Consider the following 23,164-nt stretch of genomic DNA (forward strand, 5'->3'; position numbering starts at 1 on the left):
GCCCGGTTACATTCCGAACCCGGAAGCTAAGCCTCACAGCGCCGATGGTACTGCAGGGGGGACCCTGTGGGAGAGTAGGACGCCGCCGAACAATTCTTCTAGAGAAGCCCCCGCCGGGGAACCGGACGGGGGCTTCTCTGTTGTAGGGTCAGCATGCAGAAGTCGTCACACGGTACAGGAGGCCCCCGGGTGGAGGTCCAGGAGACGCGGGTCCAGACCGATCGCGTCCTCACCATCCCCAACCTGCTGAGCATGGGCCGACTGGTCGGTGTTCCGCTCTTCCTCTGGTTGATCCTCTGGCCGGTGTTCGACGGGCCGAACAACGACGGCTGGGCGCTGCTGATCCTGATGCTGAGCGGCATCAGTGACTACCTCGACGGAAAGCTCGCCCGCAGGTGGGGGCAGATCAGCCGGGTCGGCCAGCTGCTCGATCCGCTGGCGGACCGGCTCTACGTCCTCTCCACTCTGCTGGGTCTGACCTGGCGTGAGATCCTGCCGTGGTGGCTCACGGCGATCCTGATCGCGCGTGAGCTCTTTATCGCGAGTCTCCTTCCGATTCTGAACCGGCACGGCTACGGCCCGTTGCAGGTGAGTTTCCTGGGCAAGGCCGCGACATTCAATCTGATGTACGCGTTCCCGCTTCTGTTGCTGGGCACCGGCGACACCTGGATCGCGCGGCCGGCCGAGGCCGTCAGCTGGGCCTTCATCTGGTGGGGGACCACGCTGTACTGGTGGGCCGGCATTCTCTACGCCGTCCAGGCGCGACAGATCATCCGGGCGGGCTCCGCCTCCTCCGCGTCCGCAGTCTGAGACGTGATCTGAGAGAAGTCCCACGCCACCGCGGTGCGTCGGATGAAATCTTCCGGGTAGACACCCTCTGGAACGGTTTGATGGACCTGCAGGGTCCACCACCGCGAAGGAGGACGCACCCGTAATGAAAGCCGTTGTAATGGCAGGGGGCGAAGGCACCCGACTCCGCCCGATGACCTCCAGCATGCCCAAGCCGCTGCTACCGGTCGCCAACAGGCCGATCATGGAGCACGTGCTTCGGCTGCTGAAGCGGCATGGCCTCTCCGACACCGTCGTGACCGTACAGTTCCTCGCCTCACTGGTGAAGAACTACTTCGGTGACGGCGAAGAGTTGGGTATGCATCTCACGTATGCGAACGAGGAGACGCCACTCGGCACTGCGGGGAGTGTCAAGAACGCCGAGGACGCCCTGAAGGACGATTCCTTTCTGGTGATCTCCGGTGACGCACTGACCGACTTCGATCTCACCGAACTGATCGAGTACCACCGGAGCAAGGACGCTCTGGTCACCGTCTGTCTCACCCGGGTACCGAACCCTCTGGAGTTCGGCATCACGATCACCGATGACGAGGGCCGGGTCGAGCGCTTCCTGGAGAAGCCGACCTGGGGGCAGGTCTTCTCGGACACGGTCAACACCGGTATCTACGTCATGGAGCCCGAGGTCTTCGACTACGTGGCGGCGGGTGAGTCCGTCGACTGGTCGAGCGATGTGTTCCCGCAGTTGCTGAAGGAGGGCAAGCGGGTCTACGGCTACGTGGCCGAGGGCTACTGGGAGGACGTCGGCACCCACGAGAGCTACGGCAAGGCCCAGGCGGACGTCCTGGAGGGCAAGGTCGACGTCGAGCTCGACGGGTTCGAGATCTCGCCGGGCGTCTGGGTGGCGGAAGGCGCCGAGGTCGACCCCGAGGCGGTGCTCCGCGGTCCGCTCTACATCGGGGACTACGCCAAGGTCGAGGCCGGCGTGGAGATCCGCGAGCACACCGTGCTCGGCAGCAACGTGGTCGTCAAGCGCGGCGCGTTCCTGCACAAGGCGGTGATCCACGACAACGTCTACGTCGGGCCGCAGAGCAACCTGCGGGGCTGCGTGGTCGGCAAGAACACCGATGTGATGCGGGCCGCGCGGATCGAGGACGGGGCGGTGATCGGCGACGAGTGCCTGGTCGGCGAGGAGTCGATCATCGGCGCCAACGTCCGGGTCTACCCGTTCAAGACCATCGAGGCCGGCGCCGTCGTCAACACGTCGGTGATCTGGGAGTCCCGCGGTCAGGAGCACCTCTTCGGGCTGCGCGGCGTGTCGGGCATCCTCAACGTCGAGATCACACCGGAGCTGGCCGTCCGGCTGGCCGGTGCGTACGCGACGACCCTGAAGAAGGGGGCGACCGTCACCATCGCGCGTGACCACTCGCGTGGTGCGCGTGCCCTCAAGCGGGCGATGATCTCGGGGCTGCAGACCAGCGCGATCGACGTCCGCGACCTGGAGAACGTGCCGATGCCGGTAGCCCGGCAGCACACGGCCCGCGGGAGTGCCGGCGGGATCTTCCTGCGGACCACGCCCGGGGTGCCGGACTCGCTGGACATCCTGTTCTTCGACGAGCGCGGAGCCGACCTCTCCCAGGCCGGGCAGCGCAAGCTCGACCGGGTCTACGCCCGCCAGGAGTACCGGCGCGCGTTCCCGGGCGAGATCGGCGACCTGACCTTCCCGTCCAGTGTCTTCGACTCCTACGCCGGCAACCTGCTGCGGGCGGTGGACACCACCGGCGTCCGCGAGGCGGGGCTGAAGGTGGTGGTGGACACGGCGCACGGCAGTGCCGGGCTCGTGCTGCCGAGCATCCTGGGCCGGCTCGGCGTGGAGGCGCTCACCGTCTCCAGCGGGCTGGACGAGGCACGGCCGACCGAGGACGCCGAAGAACGGCGGGCGGGGCTGGCCAGGCTCGGCGAGCTGGTGGCCTCCTCGCGGGCGGCGTTCGGCGTCCGGTTCGACCCGGTCGGCGAGCGGGTGGCCTTCGTGGACGAGCTGGGCCGGGTGATCGACGACGACCGGGCGCTCCTGGTGCTGCTCGACCTGGTCGCGGCCGAGCGCCGGAGCGGGCAGGTGGCGCTGCCCGTGACGACCACCAGGATCGCCGAGCAGGTCGCCGCCTACCACGGCACACAGGTCGTCTGGACCACGACCACGCCGGACGACCTGGCCAAGGCGGCCTCGGCCGAGGGCACGGTCTTCGGTGGCGATGGGCGCGGCGGTTTCGTCGTTCCCGAGTTCAGCGGTGTGCTGGACGGCGCGGCCGCGTTCGTCCGCCTGGTCGGGCTGGTGGCCCGTACCCAGCTCACGCTCAGCCAGATCGACGCGCGGATCCCGCAGGCGCACATCCGCCGACGGGACATCGCGACGCCGTGGGCGGCCAAGGGCATGGTCATGCGTTCGGTGGTGGAGGCGGCCGGCAACCGGCAGCTCGACACCACGGACGGTGTCCGGGTGGTCGAGGCGGACGGCCGCTGGACGCTCGTGCTGCCCGATCCCGCCGAGGCGGTCACCCACCTGTGGGCGGAGGGTCCGGACGACGAGGCGACCGAGGCGCTGCTGGACGAGTGGGCGACGGTGGTCGACGGCGCCGGGCGCTGACGACCGGGCCGCCATGACATGGCCGGGCAGCGGGAGGTGCGGCGGGTGCCGCGCCCCCCGCTGCCCGGTTTGTCATGCTTGGTAGCGATCCGTCGCTTCTGGTGACTTCGCAGGTCAGGGGGTGTGCACGGACCCCTCCGCGGACATGGGACGATGGTCCGCATGCCAGCGACGCCGACGCCGAGTGCCCGTGACGGACGGTACAACCGTCCGGACGCCTCGATGTCCCTGCTGACCGGCGTGATGGACCACAGCCTGGACGAGGGTTACGCCGAGGCGGCCGCGGCGCGGGGCGGTGACCGCGACAGCCGGATACCCGGTACGGCCCGCGGCCTGCTCACGCTGGGTCTCGGGCTGGCCCTGGTCGGGGCGGTGGTGACGGTGGGCGCCGTGAACGCGCACAAGGCCGAGCCGACGCTCGCCAAGGAGCGCGATGCGCTGATCCACCGGATCAACGACAGCAACGGCTCGGCGGAGCGGCTCCAGCAGCAGGTCCAGGAACTGCGGCGGAAGGTCGACACCACCCAGCAGCAGGCACTGTCGCCGGGCGACAGCGACCCGGCCGCGCTGGCCGGTGCGGTGGGTCTGGCCGAGGTGACGGGGCCGGGCGTCAAGCTGGTCCTGGAGGACGCCTCCGGCACCGGCGCCGGAGGGAACGTCGACCCGCGCGCGGGCCAGGGCTTCTCGAACAGCGGACGGCTGCGCGACCGCGATCTGCAACTGGTGGTGAACGGGCTCTGGGAGTCCGGCGCCGAGGCCGTGTCGATCAACGGGCAGCGGCTCACCGCGCTCTCCGCGATCCGCGCCGCCGGTGAGGCCGTCCTGGTCGACAACCGGCCGCTGGTGCCGCCCTACAACGTCCAGGCGTTGGGGGACGGGTCGAAGCTGGTCGCCACCTTCGAGAGCAACATGGCGGGCCAGTACCTGCGGCTGCTGCAGGAGAAGTACGGCATCAAGTCGACGATCTCCGCCCAGAAGAAGCTCACGCTGCCCGCCGCCGTGGGCATCACGCTGCGGACCGCCCAGCCGGCCACGCCGGAGCCGTCGCCGTCGGCGAGCCCCTCCGCCCCCGCTGCGGCCTCCCCGAGCCCCACGGCCTCCGACACGGGGTCGCAGAGCCCGTCCGCGGGGCCCTCACGGCCGGCCACTCCGAGCACCTCGCCCCCGGGGAAGCGCTCGCCGAGCGGCTCCGCCAAGACCACGACAGCCCACTCGCCCACCGCGCCCACGACCGGGGCGCCCCCCGCAGGGACAGGAGCAGCCAGACCGTGATTGCCGTACTGGGTCTTGTGATCGGGGTGGTCGTCGGGCTCTTCGTCCAACCCGAGGTGCCCGATGCCGTCGTGCCGTACCTGCCCATCGCGGTGGTGGCGGCACTGGACGCGGTGTTCGGCGGCGTCCGGGCGATGCTGGACGGCATCTTCAACGACAAGGTGTTCATCGTGTCGTTCCTGTCCAACGTGGTGGTGGCGGCCCTGATCGTCTTCCTCGGGGACCAGCTCGGTGTCGGCTCCCAGCTGTCCACCGGTGTGGTCGTCGTCCTCGGCATCCGCATCTTCTCCAACGCCGCTGCGATCAGGCGCCATGTCTTCCGCGCCTGAGCCCGGCCGGGAGCCGGCGGACGAGAATCGGACCGAGAAGACGACCGAGAAGACGACCGAGAAGGCTGTCGACAAGGTGGTCGAGAAGGCGGACGCGCGGGCGGGCGACGGCGCGCGCGAGGGCGGGAACGGGGAGCGGGGGGCGGCTCCGACGGCGGAGAACGCGCCGCCCGAGCCCGCCGAACAGGTGAAGCCTGCGCCCGAGGTGCGGCCGGGGGCCCCGGCCCAGGGCGGCGAGGACGCCGTCGAACCGGCGCCCCGGGCGGCGGATGCGCGGCGGCCGGTGGCAGCCGCGCCCGAAGCCGGCACGGAGGCGGACGCCGAGGCCGAAGAGCCGGCGCAGGCCCGCGAGGAGGCGGCGCCTGAGCCCGTCAGCGTCCCGCTGCCCGAGCCGGAGCCGGTCCTGGAGCCCGAGCCCGCTCCCACGCCTGAGCCCGCTCCCGAGGCGGCGACCGAGCCCGGGAAGGCCCCCGACGAGCGCAACGCGGGCCGGCGCCGGATGAAGGCGGCGCTCTGGCCCCCGCGGCTCTCCCGCGGGCAGCTGGTGGTCGCGGTGCTGCTGTTCTCGCTCGGCCTCGCCCTGGCGATCCAGGTCCGCTCCACCAACGACCACCACAGCCAGCTGCGCGGTGCCCGCCAGGAGGACCTCGTCCGGATCCTCGACGAACTGGACGGCCGCCAGCAGCGTCTCCAGCAGGAGAAGGCGGAGTTGGAGCAGTCCCTGGCCACGTTGGAGAACAGCTCCAACCAGGCCAAGGAGGCCCAGGAGCAGACCAGGAAGAAGGTGACGGAGCTCGGCGTGCTCGCCGGGACCGTCAAAGCCACTGGTCCGGGCATCGTACTGACAGTCGATGATCCCCAAGGGCAGGTGAAGGCGGATATGCTGCTGGACACCCTGCAGGAACTCCGAGCGGCGGGGGCGGAGGCGATTCAGATCAACGATGTGCGCGTGGTGGTCAACACCTACTTCACGGACGTGTCCGGCGGCGGTGTGCAGATCGACGGGAAGAAGGTCTCGCAGCCCTACCGGTTCACCGTGGTGGGGAACCCGCAGGACCTCACACCCGCACTGAACATTCCGGGAGGTGTGGTCCGTACTCTTGAGAGTCATCAGGCCCGCGCGACCATCTCCCCGCAGCAGAAGGTGCTCGTCGACGCCCTCCTCGACCTGAAGACGCCGCAGTACGCCAAGCCGGCTCCGAAGTGACGGGGTACCTGCCGAACGGTCCGTCATCTGCCGGTACCCCCCGGTGCGGGGTACCGCCGTCAGGTGGGCGAGACTGGTCCGCACCAGCACAAGCCGGAACATCACACGTCGGAGTACCACTCCAGCAGGCCCGATCCGCGACCGGGCCCGCAGCCTGTCCGAGGTTCTCACCCTGCCCCGCGGGCGGGTCTGTCACACGCAAGGGGATTCGCCCGTGAGTTTCTTCTCGAAGTTGTTCGGTCGTAACAAGGGCCGTGACGCGGCTGCCGTGGAGGCACCCACCGCGCGTCACCGCCGGGCCGACGAAGAGCCCGCCGTGCCGGGCATGCGTCCCGCTCCCGAGGGCGGCCAGTACGCCGAGCGTCCGATGTTCCGGGACGGTGGCGACGCGCAGTACGCGGGCAATCAGGCGGGCTACGGCGCGTCGGTTGACCCCTCCGGCGCCCCGCGCATAGGTTTCCCGTCAGGACCCTCAACCTCTGGTGGAGGGTTTGCTCCGGACCCGTACGCCGGGCACAACCCGTCGGGTGTGCCGCGCCAGGAGGCTGTGAACATGGCTGGCCCCACTCCGTGCCCCAGGTGCGGCAACCAGAACCCGGCCGCGGCCCGCTTCTGTTCCAACTGCGGTACGGCGCTGCGCGGGGGCGCGCTGCCCGAGGGGCCGGCGGAGACCACGTCGACCATCTCGATCTCCGGCCTGGAGTCCTACGACCCCAACACCACCACCGGCACCGGTACGCCGGCCCTGTCGGCGGAGGTGCTGTCGGCGATCGACGCGCTGCCGCCGGGCTCGGCGCTGCTGATCGTCCAGCGCGGTCCGAACTCGGGCAGCCGGTTCCTGCTGGACTCGGACAAGACCACGGCCGGGCGTCACCCGCAGGGCGACATCTTCCTGGACGACGTGACCGTCTCGCGCAAGCACGTGGAGTTCCGCCGGACGCCGGGAGGCGGCTTCACCGTCGCCGACGTCGGCAGCCTGAACGGGACGTACGTCAACCGTGAGCGGATCGACGAGGTGCCGCTGAACAACGGCGACGAGGTGCAGATCGGGAAGTACCGGCTGGTGTTCTTCGCCAGTCACCACCGGGGGTACTGAAACCAACGTCGGCAGGAGCCCGAGTGAGCGCGAACCCTCCTTCATCTCTCGGGGCGGCCAACCCCGCGTCGTCCGGTCCGCTGCCGGACCAGGGCGCGCGGGGGGTGGTCGCGGCCCCCAGGCAGCCGGTCCGTCCGGACCGGCCCGCCGGGGGCGGCCGACGGCGCGGCGGCGACGAGCTGCTGAGCATCGGCGCGGTGCTGACCTTCCTGCGGGACGACTTCCCCGAGGTCACCATCTCGAAGATCAGGTTCCTGGAGGCCGAGGGCCTGGTCGAGCCCCAGCGCACGCCGTCGGGGTACCGCAAGTTCAGCCCGGCCGACGTCGAGCGGCTGGCCTACGTGCTGCGGATGCAGCGTGACCACTACCTGCCGCTGCGGGTGATCCGCGAACACCTGGACGCGATCGAGCGCGGCGAGGCCCCACCGGCGTTGCCCGCCGCGGAGGCCCGCCCCGGGCCGATGGAGGAGGCGGACCGCGAGCTGGTGGCGGCCGCCGAGGCCGCGGTCGGGGTCCGGCTGGGCCGGGCCGAGCTGCTGGCCGCCGCCGAGGCCGGTGAGGGCGAACTGGTGGAGTGGGAGTCCTACGGGCTGGTCGCGGCCGGATCGGACGGCGGCTACGACGGCGAGGCGCTGCAGGTGGCCCGGCTGGTCGCGGAACTGGGCCGGTACGGGCTGGAGCCGCGGCACCTGCGGGCCATGAAGGCCGCCGCCGACCGTGAGATCGCCCTGGTGGAGCAGGTGGTGGCGCCCCTGCGCCGGCACCGCAACCCGCAGACCCGGGCGCACGCCGAGACCACGGCGCGGGAGCTGGCGACCCTCTCCGTCCGGCTGCACGCCGCCATGGTGCAGGCCGGTCTGCGGGCCCGCTCGTGACGCGCCGACCCCGCTGACCAGCGCTGTCGGCTCTGCGCTTTCATATCCGGGGCGAGGGCCATAGGGTTGCGTGTGTGAATGAGCTCGACGTCGTGGGTGTCCGGGTGGAGATGCCTTCCAACCAGCCGATCGTGCTGCTTCGGGAGGTCGGGGGCGATCGGTACCTGCCGATCTGGATCGGTCCCGGCGAGGCGACCGCGATCGCCTTCGCCCAGCAGGGCATGACGCCGGTGCGTCCGCTGACGCACGACCTCTTCAAGGACGTCCTGGAGGCGCTCGGCCAGCAGCTCACCGAGGTACGGATCACCGACCTGCGCGAGGGCGTGTTCTACGCCGAGCTGGTCTTCACGGGCGGGGTCGAGGTCAGTGCCCGGCCGTCCGACGCGATAGCCCTCGCCCTGCGGACCGGTACGCCGATCTACGGGAGCGAGGAGGTGCTCGCCGAGGCGGGCATCGCGATCCCGGACGAGCAGGAGGACGAGGTCGAGAAGTTCCGCGAGTTCCTCGACCAGGTCTCTCCGGAGGACTTCGGCGGCGGCACGCCGCAGTAGTCCGCCGTGGTACGGACCCGGCGCTGAGCGTCGGTGGGGCAGGCCGTGGCCGTCCTGCCGAATTCGTTCGTCCGTTTTGCCAAATAGCGTCCACCTACCCACACTAGGGGCACGAAAAACCACTCTCCTGAGTGACGCTGTTTGTCCTGCCCGGCGTGGCGATCGTTGACGGGTCATAGGGGACTGCCTACCGTCAGGAGTGGCTGCCCGGGTGCCTGTCGCCCGCAGTCTGGGTTGCCCGCAGGACGAGTGGACGGAGGTAGGCATGACCGGCACCGGCGATGAAGCGGCCGTGGGAGGCCTGTGCACCGTGCACATGCCGCGCGCCGCCCGCAGCGTGGCTGAACTGCCCCGGACGGACCTGCCCCGGGTGGGCCGGTTCCCGGCCGTCCAGCCGGGCCAGCCGGCCATCGAGCGGCTCGCGCCCGCCTCCGAGCGGCCGGCCCCCACCTCCGAGCTGATCGGCTACCGCGGCCCGACGGCCTGTGCGGCGGCCGGGATCACCTACCGCCAGCTGGACTACTGGGCCAGGACGGGGCTGCTGGAACCCAGCGTCCGTTCGGTCTATCCGGCGAGCAGCCAGCGGCTCTACAGCTTCCGCGACATCCTGCTGCTGAAGATCGTCAAGCGGCTGCTGGACGCGGGTGTGTCCCTGCAGAACATCCGGGTGGCGGTCGCCCATCTGCAGTCCGCCGAGGCCGGCGACCTGACCGGGCTGACGCTGATGAGTGACGGCGCGACCGTGTACGAATGCACCACACCGCAGCAGGTGGTCGATCTGCTGAAGGGTGGTCAGGGGGTCTTCGGCATCGCCGTCGGCGCCGTCTGGCAGGAGCTGGAGCTGGCCCTCGGCCGCCTGCACGCGGAGCGGACCGACACCGGCGAGACCGTGGTCGGCCACGATCCGGGGGACGAGCTGGCGCAGCGCCGCAACCGGGCGGTCTGAGCCGCGGGAGCAGGGGGCCGCGTGGTCACGGCGCCGCAGAGTCACGAGGCCGTGGGCCCGGGCGGGGAACCGTCCGGGCCCACGGCCTCGTCGTGCCCGGTGGATCATCGACCCAGGGAGGGCACGTGCGGTTCGGCTCCGGCATACCCGGCCTGCTGCGGCGACGGGCGCGGCGGCTCGGCGTCCGGCTGCGGCAGCGGCGCACCCAGCGCAGGATCTTCCAACTCGTCACCGTGCTCTGCTCGCTGGCCCTGGCACCGAGCGCCTGGCTGTGGGTCTCGGCGGGCGACCGGGTCGGCACCGTGCGGAGCGCGCCCGACGCGCCGGTGGCGGTGGTGTTCGGCGCCGGGCTCTTCGAGGGCAGGCCGTCACCGTATCTGGCGCACCGGCTGGACGCGGCGGTCGACCTGTACCGGGAGCGGAAGGTCCAGGCGATCCTGGTCACCGGTGACAACGGGCGGGCCGGTTACGACGAGACCGACGCGATGCGGCAGTACCTGATCGAGCACGGGGTGCCGCAGGTGCGGGTGGTGGGCGACTACGCGGGCTTCGACACCTGGGACTCCTGCACCCGGGCGCACCGGGTGTTCGGGGTGGACCGGGCGGTCCTGGTCAGCCAGGACTTCCACGTCCGGCGGGCACTGGCGCTCTGTGAGGCGGCGGGCATCGACGCGTACGCGGTCGGGGTGCCGGAGCTGCACGACGCCACCTGGCTGTACGGCGGGCTGCGGGAGATCCCGGGGGCGGGCAAGGCGCTGCTGAACGCCTGGCTGCGGCCGGACCCGTTCTTCCTCGGGCCCCGGGAGGAGGGCATCCCGAAGGCGCTGGCCGACGCGGGGACCGCGCGGGGCTGAGGCGGCGGCGGGGTTCGGCCGCGCTGTCGGACCCGTGCGGCATGATCGGCGGGTGCGGTCACTGCCGAGCATCATCCACCTCGACATGGACGCCTTCTTCGCGGCGGTGGAGCAGGCGGCCAAGCCGAGCCTGCGCGGGAAGCCGGTGATCGTCGGCGGCCTGGGCGGCCGGGGGGTCGTCTCCACGGCCTCGTACGAGGCGCGGAAGTTCGGGGTGCACTCGGCGATGCCGATGGCGCAGGCGCGCCGGCTCTGCCCGAACGCGGCCTTCCTGTCCGGGCGGTTCGAGGCCTACCGGGCGGTGAGCGAGCTGGTCATGGGTCTGCTGCGGGAGCTGTCGCCCCTGGTGCAGCCGCTCAGCCTGGACGAGGCCTTCGTCGACCTGGAGGCGGGCCCGTACGGCCCGGCGCTGCTGGCGGCGGACCACGGGACGGGGGAGCGCCTGGTGACGGCCCTCGCGGAGGACCTCCGGGCGGACATCCACCGGCGCACCGGGCTGACCGCCTCGGTCGGGGCGGCCGGGTCCAAGCTGATGGCCAAGATCGCTTCGGAGCAGGCCAAGCCGGACGGCCTGGTGCTGGTCGAGCCGGGCCAGGAGCGGGTGGTGCTGGGCCCGATGCCGGTGCGGGCGCTGCCGGGCGTCGGCCCGGCCACCGAGCAGGTCCTGCGCCGGGCGGGGCTGAACACGGTGGCCGACCTCGCCGAGGCGGGGGAGTCCGAGCTGGTGCAGCTGCTGGGCAGGGCGCACGGCGCCGGTGTCCACCAGATGTCGCTGGGGCTGGACGACCGGCCGGTGGTGGCCGACCAGGACGCCAAGTCGGTGTCGGTGGAGGACACCTTCGAGGTGGACCTCGCCGACCGGGACCGGGTGCTGCGCGAGGTCGACGTCCTGGCCGCGCGGTGCGTGCGGCGGCTGCGCGCCGCCGGACGGTCGGGGCGCACGGTGGTGCTGAAGGTGCGGCGGTTCGACTTCTCCACGCTGACCCGCTCGGAGACCCTGCGCGGTCCGACGGACGACGAGACGGTGATCGTCGAGACGGCCCGCCGGCTGGCCTCCCAGGTGGACATCACCGGCGGCGTCCGGCTGCTCGGGGTCGGGGTCTCGCAGCTGGCGGACTACACCCAGGAGGACCTCTTCGCGCAGGCCGTCCGGCAGGAGGCGGGGGAGCCGGGGGCGGTCGAGGCCGACGCCCAGGAGGACGAGGCCCCGGAGCCCGCGGTGGTCGTGGCGCGGCACTGGATGCCGGGCCAGGACGTGCGGCACGCCGAACTCGGCCCGGGGTGGGTGCAGGGCAGCGGAGTAGGCCGGGTGACGGTGCGGTTCGAGACGCCGTGGAGCGGACCGGGCCGGGTGCGGACCTTCGCGGTGGAGGACCCGGCGTTGGAGCCGGCCCGTCCGCTGCCGCTGCGCGGCGACGAGGACGGGCCGTCGGCCGGGGCGGGCGGCGGTGAACCGGCGGTGGGCTGACCCCCCCTGGAACGCACGAAGCGGCCCCACCCGGCAGGGGGGCCGGGTGGGACCGCGTGCACGGCCGGCCCTCGGGCGGTCGCGATGCCCTCGTCGACCGTTCGGGGACCGGTCCCCCGCGCCCTGTCCCTGGGCGCGGGGGGTGGACGCCTCGTCAGGCGTCGGTCTTGACCAGCTCGGGGCTGGGGCTGAGGTCCGCCGCACCCTTGCCACCGGCGACGGTGACGGAGGGCTTGACGCTGCGGATCAGGAAGGGGACGGCGCCGGCGATCGCGCAGACCGCGGCGGCGACCCAGAACGCGTGCTTGTAGGCGTCCAGGGTGGGCAGCGAGACCGGGATCGGCAGCTTCATGGTGTCGCCGGTGAGGATCGCGGCCATCACGGCGGTGCCGATCGCGCCACCGACGGTGCGCAGCACGGCGTTCATGCCGTTGGCGATGCCGCTCTGCTCGACCGGGACGGCGCCGTTGATGTAGGCCGGCATCGCCGAGAAGGCGAGGCCGATGCCGAGACCGAAGATCGCCGAGGCGGTGTAGATGTCGGCCTCGTGGCTGTGGCGGACGGCCAGGTAGGCCATCGCGACGGCGCCGAGGACGCCGCCGAGGACCAGCGGCAGGCGCGGGCCGCGACGGGCGATCAGCAGGGCGCCGACCGGGGCGGCGACCATCGAGCCGAGCGCGGACGGCAGCAGCATGACACCGGCGTGCAGCACGGTCGCGGTGAACCCGTAGTGGGTGAGCTTCTCCGGGGTCTGGGCGAAGTTGCTGATCACCATGAACGAGCCGTACATGCCGAAGCCGATCAGCAGGCCGGCCAGGTTGGTGAAGGCGACGGCCGGGCGGGACATCATCTTCATGTCGACCAGCGGGTGCTTGACCTTGACCTCGATGACGCCCCAGATCAGGGCGATCACGGCGGCGACGGCGAACAGGCCGAGCGTCTTGGTGGAGGTCCAGCCCCAGGTGTTGCCCTGGCTGACCGCGACCAGCAGGGCGGAGAGCCAGCCGGCCAGGGTGATCGCGCCGAGCGGGTCGGCGCCGCCCTCCTTGTCGGTCACCGGGTCGCTGGGCACCCGGAAGGCGACCAGGGCGACCGCGAGCAGGCCGAAGAACAGGCCCATCCAGAAGATCGACTTGTAGCTCCAGTGCTCCAGCAGCAGGCCGGTGGCGACCAGGCCGAGGCCGCTGCCGACGCCCATCGAGGCGCTGATGGCGGCGACGCCACCGGTGACCTTCTGCTTCGGCAGCTCGTCGCGGACGATGCTGATGGCCAGCGGCAGCACGCCACCGCCGGCGCCCTGGAGGACGCGGGCGACGACCAGCCAGGTGAAGGAGTGGGTGCTGACGGCGAGCGCCGAGCCCGCGACGAGACCGGCCAGCGAGATCAGCAGCATCGGCTTGCGACCGCGCAGGTCGCCGAAGCGGCCCAGCAGGGGGGTCAGCACGGCGGCCGAGAGCAGGTTGGCCGTCATCAGCCAGGTGATGCTGGAGCCCGAGACGTCGAGCTCCTTGGCCAGCGAGGGCAGGATCGGAACGACCGCGGTCTGCACCACGCTGAACGACAGCATCGCCAGGATGAGGGCCGGCAGGACCCGGGCGCTGCTCTGCTTCTCGGCCGCGGTGGTGGGCTGTGGTGCCTCACTCACGGTTGCTTCCTCCCGTACATAGTGAATGAACTGAAGCAACCATGCCGGGAGATACTTCAGTGTGTCAAATATCGATCGGTGAAGCTTTGGCAAAGTCGAAGGACCCCGGACCGTGGAGGTCCGGGGTCCCTGGGTCGGACCGTCAGGCGAGCGGCCTCAGCGGGGCCGGCCGGGACGGCTCGCCAGCGCTCAAGTGTCCGCCGGCGCCCGCGTGTTCGCCGCCGCCCGGGCGCCCGGCGGCGCCGTCGGGAGTGGCGGACGGGGCGTGGTTGGACGAGGGGCCCGGGGTCGGGGCGGCCGCGGTGTTGTCGTGGACCTCGACGTGCTCGCGCCGCAGCTCGTCCCGGATCACCTCCTCGTCGGTGTAGCGCTCGACGACCAGGCGGACCCGCTCGATCGGCGCCAGGTACTTGCGGACCACCGGCCGCTCCTCGCGCAGCGTGACCTCCTCCACCGCCTCGGCGATGTCCTTGTCGCTCAACGAGGCCCGCTCCGCCTCGCCGACCGGCGTCCGCTCCACCCGGACCCGCTCGCGGACCACCGGCACCCGGCGCTCCACCGCCTCGCTGGTCACGTACTTGCGCAGCTTCGCGGTGCCCACGACATGCCACTCGGTGGTGATGTCCAGCCGTTCCTCACGGCAGGTGATCTCCACCGGAGCGTTCGGCGCCGACGAGGCGGCGCCCGCGCGGTCGGGCGCCGGGGTACCGGAGGTGGCGGCCCGGGGGGCCGCCATCTCGGCGCCGTCGGGGCCGCCCGTGACGAGCGGGGCCGCCGGCGGGCGCTGCTCCGGTGCGACGGGCGCCGACGGGGTGGCGGGCGCGGTGGTGTCGAGGGTCCGCACGTTGGGCTCCGTAGCAGGTTCGGACGGCTTGCCGAGGTCGGCGGCCGGGGGGACGGTGAGGGGCGGGGCCATGCTGTCGGCCGAGTGGAAGGCGAGCGGCTTCGCCGGGGCCGCCGAGGCCGACTGGTCGGCGGGCTTCGCCGCGGCGACGCCCGCCACCGCGGCGGTGCCCGCCGCTGCCGCCGGGGCGGCGGCCGGCACGCTGCCGAAGTCGAGGTCGGCCGGCTCGGAGCCGGAGCCGGAGCCGTCGCCGGCCGACGGCCGGCCGTCCACCTGGGTGTCCAGCCCGTAGTAGCGGTAGAGCTGGAGCTCCTGGGCGGGTGAGAGGTGCTGGCCCACGCCGAAGTCCGGTGACTCCTTCACCAGGGACTTGTCGTAGGGCACCCGCAGTTCGTCGCCGGAGAACTCGCTCGTGGTCAGGGGGACGAAGGCGTCCCGGCCGAAGATGCCGGTCCGGACGGCCGCCCATTCGGGCTGCCCGGTGGCGTCGTCCAGGTACACCTCGTCGACCGTGCCGATCTTGTCTCCGTTGCGGTCGACCGCCTTGTGGCCGATGAGGTCCCGGGGGTCGATATCGGTCTGCACTCTTTCCTCCAGTGCGTTGCGCCTGCGGAACGCCCGCAGGCCGGCGGCCGGCCCGCCCGTCCCATCCGCCACTTCACACCAAAAGCCATGAACCGGACCGGCGCGACCGGGGTGCGGCCGGACGGGCCCGGTGCTGCGCCGTCCGGGTCACGGACCGGCTGTTCACCTGCCAGGACGCACCCGTGATCGAGGCGCCTGCCGCTGGTACCCTGGGCGCGACCGCCGAGCCCGCTCGGGAGAGTCCCCGAGAGCGGAAGTCGCTGGTCGGGGCGCCGAAGGAGCAACTCCTCCCCGGAATCTCTCAGGCATCCGTACCGTGTGGGATAGGTCACTCTGGAAAGCAGGGCAGGACTGCCGGCGAGGGAGCCGGCGGCACCACCCTCACCGACGGTGCAAGCCGGCGGGGCGCCACAGCGCCTCGCGCGGGTGAAGCTCTCAGGTCCCGATGACAGAGGGGGAGGCCTGTCGGGTCCGTCCGCCCCAGGCCTGTCCGCTGTCGTCCGCAGCGGCGGTGCCGCCCGGCGTGCGTACCCCCGCCGGTCCGTGACCAGGAGGCCTCGACCACCATGAACGCCCAGCCGAACGCGGGACGCACCACCACCCCCGTGACCCTCACCGAGCTCGAGCAGGCCAGCCCCTTCGAGAACCGCCACATCGGCCCCGACGTCGCCGCGCAGGAGAAGATGCTGGCCCAGGTGGGCTACGGCTCGCTGGACGAGCTCGCCGCCACCGCCGTGCCCGAGGCGATCCGCTCCATCACCGGGCTGGACCTGCCCGCCGGCCGCAGCGAGGCCCAGGTCCTCGCCGAGCTGCGCGAGCTGGCCGGTCGCAACACCGTCCTCCAGCCGATGATCGGCCTGGGCTACTACGGCACCTTCACCCCGCCGGTGATCCTGCGCAACGTCCTGGAGAACCCGGCCTGGTACACCGCGTACACGCCGTACCAGCCGGAGATCTCGCAGGGCCGCCTGGAGGCGCTGCTCAACTTCCAGACCGTGGTCTCCGACCTCACCGGTCTGCCCACCTCCGGCTCCTCGCTGCTGGACGAGGGCACCGCGGCCGCCGAGGCGATGTCCCTGGCCCGCCGTGTCACCAAGGTCAAGGGCGGCGTCTTCCTGGTCGACGTCGAGACCCTGCCGCAGACCGCCGCGGTGATCCGGACCCGCGCCGAGCCGACCGGCGTCGAGGTCGTCGTCGCCGACCTCTCCGCCGGCATCCCGGCCGAGATCGCCGAGCGCGGCGTCTTCGGCGTGCTGCTCCAGTACCCCGGCGCGACCGGTGTGGTCCGCGACCTCGCCCCGGTGATCGAGCAGGCCCACGGCCTCGGTGCGGTCGTCGCCGTCGCCGCCGACCTGCTGGCGCTGACCCTGCTGAAGTCCCCGGGCTCGCTCGGCGCCGACATCGCCTGCGGCACCTCGCAGCGCTTCGGCGTGCCGATGGGCTTCGGCGGCCCGCACGCCGGCTACCTCTCGGTGCGCGCCGAGTACGCCCGCTCGCTGCCCGGCCGCCTGGTCGGCGTCTCCGTCGACGCCGACGGCAACCGCGCCTACCGGCTGGCCCTGCAGACCCGCGAGCAGCACATCCGCCGCGAGAAGGCCACCAGCAACATCTGCACCGCCCAGGTGCTGCTGGCCGTGATGGCCTCGATGTACGCCGTGTACCACGGCCCGGACGGTCTGGCCGACATCGCCCGCCGCACCCACCGCTACGCCGCCGCCCTCGCCGAGGGCCTGCGGGCCGGCGGCGTCGAGCTGCTGCACGGCGAGTTCTTCGACACCGTCACCGCGGTCGTCCCCGGCCGCGCCGCCGCGATCGCCGAGGCCGCCCGCGCCCACGGCATCAACGTGTACCAGGACGGCGAGGACCGGATCTCGGTCTCCACCGACGAGACCACCACCCGCGAGCACCTGGCGGGCGTCTGGGCCGCGTTCGGCGTCGAGGGCGTCGAGACCCCGGAGAGCGCCGAGGCGCTGCCGGCCGCGCTGCTGCGCGAGGACGAGTACCTGACCCACCCGGTCTTCCACAGCCACCGCTCGGAGACCGCCATGCTGCGCTACCTGCGCCGCCTGTCGGACCGCGACTACGCGCTGGACCGCGGCATGATCCCGCTGGGCTCCTGCACCATGAAGCTCAACGCGACCACCGAGATGGAGCCGGTGACCTGGCCGGAGTTCGGCCAGCTGCACCCGTTCGCGCCGATCGACCAGGCCCAGGGCTACCTCACCCTGATCCGCCAGCTGGAGCAGCAGCTGGTCGAGGTCACCGGCTACGACGCCGTCTCGATCCAGCCGAACGCCGGCTCGCAGGGCGAGCTGGCCGGTCTGCTGGCCGTCCGCGCCTACCACCACGCCAACGGTGACGCGCAGCGCGACGTCTGCCTGATCCCGTCCTCCGCGCACGGCACCAACGCGGCCTCCGCCGTGATGGCCGGTATGCGCGTGGTCGTGGTCAAGACCCTGGTCGACGGCGACGTGGACGTCGAGGACCTCCGGGCGAAGATCGAGCAGCACCGCGACAACCTCGCGGTGCTGATGGTCACCTACCCGTCCACCCACGGCGTGTACGAGACCCAGATCACCGACATCTGCGCCCTGGTGCACGAGGCGGGCGGCCAGGTCTACGTGGACGGCGCCAACCTGAACGCCCTGGTCGGCCTCGCCAAGCCGGGCAAGTTCGGCGCGGACGTCTCGCACCTGAACCTGCACAAGACCTTCTGCATCCCGCACGGCGGCGGCGGCCCGGGCGTCGGCCCGGTGGCGGTGCGCGCGCACCTGGCGCCGTACCTGCCGAACCACCCGCTGCAGTCCGAGGCGGGCCCGGCCACCGGCGTCGGCCCGATCTCGGCCGCCCCGTGGGGCTCGGCGGCCATCCTGCCGATCTCCTGGGCGTACGTCCGGCTGATGGGCGGGGAGGGACTCAAGCGGGCCACCCAGGTGGCGGTGCTGAACGCCAACTACATCGCCAAGCGCCTGGCCCCGCACTTCCCGGTGCTCTACACCGGTCCCGGCGGCCTGGTCGCGCACGAGTGCATCATCGACCTGCGCCCGCTCACCAAGGAGACCGGCGTGACGGTGGACGACATCGCCAAGCGCCTGATCGACTACGGGTTCCACGCGCCGACGATGTCCTTCCCGGTGGCCGGCACCCTGATGATCGAGCCGACCGAGTCCGAGGACCTGCACGAGATCGACCGCTTCTGCGACGCGATGATCGAGATCCGGGCCGAGATCGACAAGGTCGGCTCGGGCGCGTGGCCGGCCGAGGACAACCCGCTGCGCAACGCCCCGCACACCGCGGGCGCGCTGGCCGGTGACTGGGCGCACGGCTACTCGCGCCAGGAGGCCGTCTTCCCGGCGGGCGTGAACCCGGCGGACAAGTACTGGCCGCCGGTCAGCCGGATCGACGGCGCGTACGGCGACCGCAACCTGGTCTGCTCCTGCCCGCCGCTGGACGAGTACGGCTCCTGAGCCGACTGACGCGGTACGGCAGGGCCCCGGCGGAGTCTTCTCCGCCGGGGCCCTGCCCGTTGTCCTGCGTCGCCGGTGCCGCTCGGCGGCCGACCCCGCCGCCGGCCGGTCAGGCGGCGTGTGCGACGGGGCGGCGCGGGGCGATCACCCGGCCGTCGGGCAGCAGTTCGCCGGTGTCCTCGAAGACCAGGACGCCGTTGCAGAGCAGGCTCCAGCCCTGCTCCGGGTGGCAGGCCACCGGTACGGCCGCCTCGCGGTCCTCGGACTCCGCCGACGGGCACTCAGGACGGTGCTGGCACATACGCGTACCCTCGCTTCGCTTGGCGATCCTCCCCGTGGTGCGGCGCCGCCGGGTGACCGGCGGGAGCCGCCGCGGTAGTCGGATCCTGTCCGGCGCCGGGCCAGGTGTGGACCGGCGCTCAAGTGGGTAGGACAGGGGGTCCTTCCACGCTGGTTCCCAGTGTCGGCATCCCGGGGCGATCGCGCAGCAATTTCGTGACATGCGCCACAACTACCGGGCAGAGATCACCCGTTCAGGTGGCAGCAGACGTGAATGAGCGCCGGAGGGGTCAAGGGGCGGCTGACTCGATTCGGCCATGCCCTATGACCCGTCCGGGTGGGTACGGGTGGCGCGGGGGTGACGGGGGAGCGTTCAGGAGGAGCCGAGCAGCAGTGGCCTGGCGAGCGGGGCGCGGGTGAGGACGGGCAGCAGGTCCGCCGCCGGGTAGGCGCGGTGCGCGGTGACGCCGAGCGGGGCCGGGGCCAGTGGGATCAGCTGGTCCGCGTCGGGGCCGGCGTCCGGGCTGTGCAGCCAGAGCGCGGTGGCGTACTGGCCCGGAAAGGTGAGCAGCCGGGGCTGCCGTCGGGTCCGCGAGGTCTGGGCGAGCTGCCAGGCCTGGCGCAGTGCCCGGACGGTGGAGTCCAGGTACGGCCCGGCGGTGAAGTGGGAGAAGACGTGGCCCTCGACGCCCTGGACCACCTCGGCCGCGGCCGCCACCTCGGCGCCGTCCTTGATCAGGAACCGCCAGCCCGTCCGCCGGGCGGCGGCGAGCTCGGGACGGGGCCCGTCCAGGACGTGGACCGCGAGCGGATGCGCGGGCAGCAGTGGGCCGGTCGGATGACGCAGCGCGGCGGCGGCGGGCTGGCGCAGCGCGGTCTCCGAGTCGAGCGCGGCGAGGACCGCGCGCAGGGCGCTGGGCGGGGGCTGGGGGGTCTGCAGAGTCATGGCGGGGTCGCCTCTCCGTGCGAGATCGGCGTGCGAGTGCGGCATACCGGCATGGCGCGGTGTGTCGTCGGTGACGGAACCTGGCCGTGTCCGGTTGTGCATGATCGCGGTGCGGGCGCCGCCGCTGCCGTCGACGAGGGTGTTCGGATCGACAGCGGGCCGGCCTTGGGCGCAGTGCGAATTCTATCGAACAGGTGCACAGGGTGACCTGTTTATCACAGGCGGTGGCGCCGGGCAAGTCGACGGATGTGCTGAAAGACCATCAGTTCCCTTGCATTGCAAGCCGGTCGAAGCGATCGGGTATCGATCTTCGGGGTGGGCATGATGCTTGCACGGTCGGTCGGCCGGCCGCTCAGGAGGAGGGGACCATGGGCGAGAAGGTCGTGGCGACGCGCGCGGACCTGTCGGACCGGCAGCTGTACCGGCGCAAGCTCCAGTCCTGCCAGGACGCGCTGGAGCGGATGCTGCGAGAGGACCGCTTCGACCGGCCCCGCGCCGTGATGGGGCTGGAGATCGAGCTCAATCTGGCCGACGAGCAGGGCCTGCCGGTGATGCGCAACGCGCAGGTGCTCAGCTCGATCGGCTCCAGTGACTTCCAGACCGAGCTGGGCCAGTTCAACATCGAGGTCAACATCGCCCCGCACCGGCTCGCCGGCCACGTCTTCGAGGAGCTGCGCGAGGAGATCGACACCGGGCTGCGCTACGCCGACCGGCGGGCCGCCGAGGCCGGCGCGCGGATCGTGATGGTCGGCATCCTGCCGACCCTGGAGCACGATCACACCGGGCTGGACGCGATGTCCCACAACCAGCGGTACAGCCTGCTCAGCGACCAGATCCTGGCCGCCCGGGGGGAGGACATCACGCTGGACATCGAGGGCGTCGAGCACCTCCAGCTGGAGTCGATCACCATGGTCGCCGAGGCCGCCGCGACCTCGTTGCAACTGCACCTCCAGGTCACCCCCGAGCGGTTCTCCTCGGTCTGGAACGCGGCCCAGGCGATCTGCGGCCCGCAACTGGCGCTCGGCGCCAACTCGCCGTTCCTGTTCGGACGGGAGCTGTGGCGGGAGACCAGGCCGGTGCTCTTCCAGCAGGCCTGCGACACCCGTTCGGCCGAACTCAAGGCGCAGGGCGTACGGCCGATCACCTGGTTCGGCGAGCGCTGGGTGGACTCGGCGTCCGACCTGTTCGAGGAGAACCTGCGGTACTTCCCGGCGCTGCTGCCGATCTGCGACGACGAGGACCCGGTGAAGGTGCTGGCCTCCGGCGGCGTGCCGCGGCTGGCCGAGATGCGGCTGCACAACGGCACCATCTACCGGTGGAACCGCCCGGTGTACGACGTCAGTGGCGGCGTGCCGCACCTGCGGGTGGAGAACCGCGCGCTGCCGGCCGGTCCGACCGTCGCCGACACGCTGGCCAACGCGGCCTTCTACTACGGGCTCGTCCGGGTGCTCGCGGAGCAGTCGCGGCCGATCTGGACCAGGCTGCCGTTCGAGCGGGCCGACGAGAACTTCCGGCAGGCCGCCCGGTACGGCGTCGACGCCGTGTTCCAGTGGCCGCGGCAGGGCCGGGCCGGGCGCGGCGGGGGCCTGGCCACCGTCCCCGCGGTCGACCTGGTGCTGAACGAGCTGCTGCCGCTGGCCTACCAGGGGCTGGACGAGTGGGGCGTGGAGCCGGCCGACCGGGACCGCTACCTCGGCATCATCGAGCAGCGCTGCCTGCGCCGGGTCAACGGCGCCTCCTGGCAGAGCGCCACCTTCCACCGGCTGCGCGAGCAGTTCGGGATGGACCGCCCGGCCGCGCTCGCCGCGATGACCCGGCGCTACATCGAGTACATGCGGGCCGGCGAGCCCGTGCACACCTGGCCGGTGGGGTAGGGCCCGGCGGCCCCGTGGCGGGGGCACTCCCCGGCCCTGACGGGGAGTGCCCTGTGGAAGGATGACCGCTCCGGCCGTCGGCCGACGGCCGGAGCGACGCCGGACCGCTGGAGCACCCCGTGACCACCGCCCCGACCCAACCGGAGACCGCGCGGCCCACGCGCCGGCTGCTCGGCGTGGAACTGCTGATCGTCCTCGGCCTCTCCCTCGGGGCCAGCGGCGTCGGCGCGCTGATCAGCTTCACGGGCTCGCTGACCGAGACGCTCCAGCTCGGCCAGCAGGTCGCCACCCTGAACTCCTCACGGGCGCCCGGCCGCCCCTGGCTGGACCTCGCCTGGCAGGTCTACTACATCGCGCGCGGGCTGATGCCGGTGGTGCTGGTCGGCTACCTACTGGTGCGCGAGGGCACCTCGCTGCGGGTGCTCGGGTTCGACCTCGGGCAGAAGCTGCGCGACCTCGGCCGGGGCGCCGCCGTCGCGGCCGCGATCGGCGGCACCGGGCTGGTGCTCTACCTGGGCTCGCAGGCGGCCGGCTACAACCTGACGGTGGCGCCGTCCGGGCTGCCCGACGTCTGGTGGCGGATCCCGGCGCTGGTCGCCTCCGCCTGGCAGAACGCCATCCTGGAGGAGGTCGTCGTCCTCGGCTACCTGCTGCGCCGGCTCGGGCAACTGGGCTGGTCGTGGCCGGCCGCGCTGGTGGCCGGCTCGGTGCTGCGGGGTTCGTACCACCTGTACCAGGGGGTGGGCGGGCTGGTCGGGAACATGGTGATGGGCGCGGTGTTCTGCCTGCTGTACCGGCGCTGGGGGCGGGTGATGCCCCTGGTGGCGGCGCACGCGCTGATCGACACGGTGGCCTTCGTCGGGTACGCGCTGCTGGCCGGCCACGTCAGCTGGCTGCCCACCGGCTGACCGCCGGGCGGACGGCCAGGGGGCGCGGCGGGCGGGCCAGCAGCCGGTCCACGTGCCGGCGCTCCAGGCCCTGGCCCGGGTCGATGGGCAGCAGGAGGCGGTCACGGCGCCAGATGGCGTTGCGGATTAGGCGGGGCGGGATGACGTCGTCCGTCCAGGCGAACGGCCGGCCGGCGGCGTACCGCAGCAGGGGAGCCCACTTGTGTGCGGAGAACAGCTCCATCAGCGGTACCCGCGGGTCGCCGGGCTGCGGGACGTAGCCGGCGAAGCGGACCACCGGCAGCCGGGGCAGCCCGATCGCCGGGGCGATGTGGGTGTTGGCCTCCTCCTCCCAGGTGGTGGCCCAGACCAGTTCGTAGGTGTCGGCCAGTTCACGCAGCCACTCGCCGTGCCGGGCGGAGAGCAGGACGCTGTAGCCGAGCAGGGTGTGCGCGTCGAACCCGGCCTCGGGTCTCGGGCAGACGGGGTTGAGCACCCCGTCGACATCCAGGAACAGCAGTGGCTTCGGCACCGGGCGCCCCCCAGGTCAAGACGTCTCTGTCATCCGGTCGGACGAGTGGCGTACGCCGGTGGTTGCCCGGCGGAGGG

19 protein-coding genes, 1 rRNA gene and 1 riboswitch are annotated in these 23,164 nt (G+C 72.2%); of the genes, 15 read left to right on the forward strand and 5 right to left on the reverse strand.

Annotated elements, in window-relative coordinates:
- The 12 genes from rrf to ABZ495_RS14230 form a co-directional block, all read left to right on the forward strand.
- Nucleotides 1–91, forward strand: a 5S ribosomal RNA gene (rrf, locus tag ABZ495_RS14175); the annotation flags it as partial.
- A gap of 98 nt (nucleotides 92–189) precedes the next feature.
- Entirely contained in the window at nucleotides 190–810 is a 621-nt protein-coding gene (locus ABZ495_RS14180; RefSeq protein ID WP_329490870.1) for a CDP-alcohol phosphatidyltransferase family protein, read from the forward strand.
- 124 nt (nucleotides 811–934) lie between these two features.
- Nucleotides 935–3,430 carry a mannose-1-phosphate guanyltransferase gene (locus tag ABZ495_RS14185; protein ID WP_359806389.1) on the forward strand — a complete coding sequence of 832 codons (2,496 nt, stop codon included), beginning with the start codon at nucleotides 935–937 and terminating at the stop codon, nucleotides 3,428–3,430.
- Nucleotides 3,431–3,592: 162 nt separating this feature from the next.
- Entirely contained in the window at nucleotides 3,593–4,702 is a 1,110-nt protein-coding gene (locus tag ABZ495_RS14190; RefSeq protein ID WP_359835922.1) for a DUF881 domain-containing protein, read from the forward strand.
- Complete coding sequence (locus ABZ495_RS14195) at nucleotides 4,699–5,031, forward strand: small basic family protein (protein ID WP_030062488.1); 333 nt, start codon at nucleotides 4,699–4,701, stop codon at nucleotides 5,029–5,031. Before ABZ495_RS14190 ends, ABZ495_RS14195 begins: the two co-directional genes overlap by 4 nt.
- 382 nt (nucleotides 5,032–5,413) lie before the next feature.
- A complete protein-coding gene (locus tag ABZ495_RS14200) occupies nucleotides 5,414–6,238 on the forward strand; it encodes a DUF881 domain-containing protein (protein ID WP_329492359.1) in 825 nt (274 codons plus the stop codon).
- A gap of 172 nt (nucleotides 6,239–6,410) precedes the next feature.
- Nucleotides 6,411–7,334 carry an FHA domain-containing protein gene (locus ABZ495_RS14205; RefSeq protein WP_329492360.1) on the forward strand — a complete coding sequence of 308 codons (924 nt, stop codon included), beginning with the start codon at nucleotides 6,411–6,413 and terminating at the stop codon, nucleotides 7,332–7,334.
- A gap of 179 nt (nucleotides 7,335–7,513) precedes the next feature.
- Complete coding sequence (locus ABZ495_RS14210; RefSeq protein ID WP_359836051.1) at nucleotides 7,514–8,209, forward strand: MerR family transcriptional regulator; 696 nt, start codon at nucleotides 7,514–7,516, stop codon at nucleotides 8,207–8,209.
- 74 nt (nucleotides 8,210–8,283) lie between these two features.
- On the forward strand, nucleotides 8,284–8,760 hold the full coding sequence (locus tag ABZ495_RS14215; protein ID WP_329490873.1) for a bifunctional nuclease family protein: 477 nt from the start codon (nucleotides 8,284–8,286) through the stop codon (nucleotides 8,758–8,760).
- A gap of 265 nt (nucleotides 8,761–9,025) precedes the next feature.
- Nucleotides 9,026–9,706 (forward strand): MerR family transcriptional regulator, encoded by a 681-nt coding sequence (locus tag ABZ495_RS14220; protein WP_329490874.1) that lies wholly within the window; start codon nucleotides 9,026–9,028, stop codon nucleotides 9,704–9,706.
- A 125-nt stretch (nucleotides 9,707–9,831) separates the two neighbouring features.
- Nucleotides 9,832–10,560 carry an ElyC/SanA/YdcF family protein gene (locus ABZ495_RS14225; RefSeq protein WP_359806385.1) on the forward strand — a complete coding sequence of 243 codons (729 nt, stop codon included), beginning with the start codon at nucleotides 9,832–9,834 and terminating at the stop codon, nucleotides 10,558–10,560.
- A gap of 52 nt (nucleotides 10,561–10,612) precedes the next feature.
- Entirely contained in the window at nucleotides 10,613–12,028 is a 1,416-nt protein-coding gene (locus ABZ495_RS14230) for a DNA polymerase IV (RefSeq protein ID WP_359835924.1), read from the forward strand.
- Nucleotides 12,029–12,182: 154 nt separating this feature from the next.
- On the opposite strand, the gene ABZ495_RS14235 is transcribed toward ABZ495_RS14230, so the two are convergent.
- Together ABZ495_RS14235 and ABZ495_RS14240 are read right to left on the reverse strand one after the other, a co-directional pair.
- Nucleotides 12,183–13,673, reverse strand: a complete 1,491-nt coding sequence (locus ABZ495_RS14235) for an MFS transporter (RefSeq protein ID WP_329490877.1) — start codon at nucleotides 13,671–13,673, stop codon at nucleotides 12,183–12,185.
- 142 nt (nucleotides 13,674–13,815) lie between these two features.
- Complete coding sequence (locus ABZ495_RS14240) at nucleotides 13,816–15,102, reverse strand: DUF2382 domain-containing protein (protein WP_359835926.1); 1,287 nt, start codon at nucleotides 15,100–15,102, stop codon at nucleotides 13,816–13,818.
- 223 nt (nucleotides 15,103–15,325) lie between these two features.
- A riboswitch (glycine riboswitch) is annotated at nucleotides 15,326–15,429 on the forward strand.
- A 239-nt stretch (nucleotides 15,430–15,668) separates the two neighbouring features.
- On the opposite strand from ABZ495_RS14240, the gene gcvP reads away from it, so the two are divergent.
- Nucleotides 15,669–18,569: an aminomethyl-transferring glycine dehydrogenase gene (gcvP, locus tag ABZ495_RS14245; protein WP_359835928.1), complete on the forward strand. Its 2,901-nt coding sequence runs from the start codon at nucleotides 15,669–15,671 to the stop codon at nucleotides 18,567–18,569.
- A gap of 109 nt (nucleotides 18,570–18,678) precedes the next feature.
- Here the strand turns inward: gcvP and ABZ495_RS14250 are convergent, their stop codons facing one another.
- Both ABZ495_RS14250 and ABZ495_RS14255 read right to left on the reverse strand, forming a co-directional pair.
- A complete protein-coding gene (locus ABZ495_RS14250) occupies nucleotides 18,679–18,870 on the reverse strand; it encodes a DUF5999 family protein (RefSeq protein ID WP_329490880.1) in 192 nt (63 codons plus the stop codon).
- A gap of 351 nt (nucleotides 18,871–19,221) precedes the next feature.
- Nucleotides 19,222–19,794 carry a hypothetical protein gene (locus ABZ495_RS14255; protein ID WP_352291810.1) on the reverse strand — a complete coding sequence of 191 codons (573 nt, stop codon included), beginning with the start codon at nucleotides 19,792–19,794 and terminating at the stop codon, nucleotides 19,222–19,224.
- A 368-nt stretch (nucleotides 19,795–20,162) separates the two neighbouring features.
- On the opposite strand from ABZ495_RS14255, the gene ABZ495_RS14260 reads away from it, so the two are divergent.
- Nucleotides 20,163–21,668, forward strand: a complete 1,506-nt coding sequence (locus ABZ495_RS14260) for a glutamate--cysteine ligase (RefSeq protein ID WP_359806377.1) — start codon at nucleotides 20,163–20,165, stop codon at nucleotides 21,666–21,668.
- 119 nt (nucleotides 21,669–21,787) lie between these two features.
- Complete coding sequence (locus ABZ495_RS14265) at nucleotides 21,788–22,576, forward strand: CPBP family intramembrane glutamic endopeptidase (RefSeq protein WP_359806376.1); 789 nt, start codon at nucleotides 21,788–21,790, stop codon at nucleotides 22,574–22,576.
- On the opposite strand, the gene ABZ495_RS14270 is transcribed toward ABZ495_RS14265, so the two are convergent.
- Nucleotides 22,554–23,087 (reverse strand): HAD domain-containing protein, encoded by a 534-nt coding sequence (locus tag ABZ495_RS14270; RefSeq protein ID WP_359806373.1) that lies wholly within the window; start codon nucleotides 23,085–23,087, stop codon nucleotides 22,554–22,556. The genes ABZ495_RS14265 and ABZ495_RS14270 overlap by 23 nt on opposite strands.
- Nucleotides 23,088–23,164 lie beyond the last annotated feature (77 nt).

It is taken from the genome of Kitasatospora sp. NPDC005748, assembly GCF_040630735.1.
Lineage (GTDB): Bacteria > Actinomycetota > Actinomycetes > Streptomycetales > Streptomycetaceae > Kitasatospora.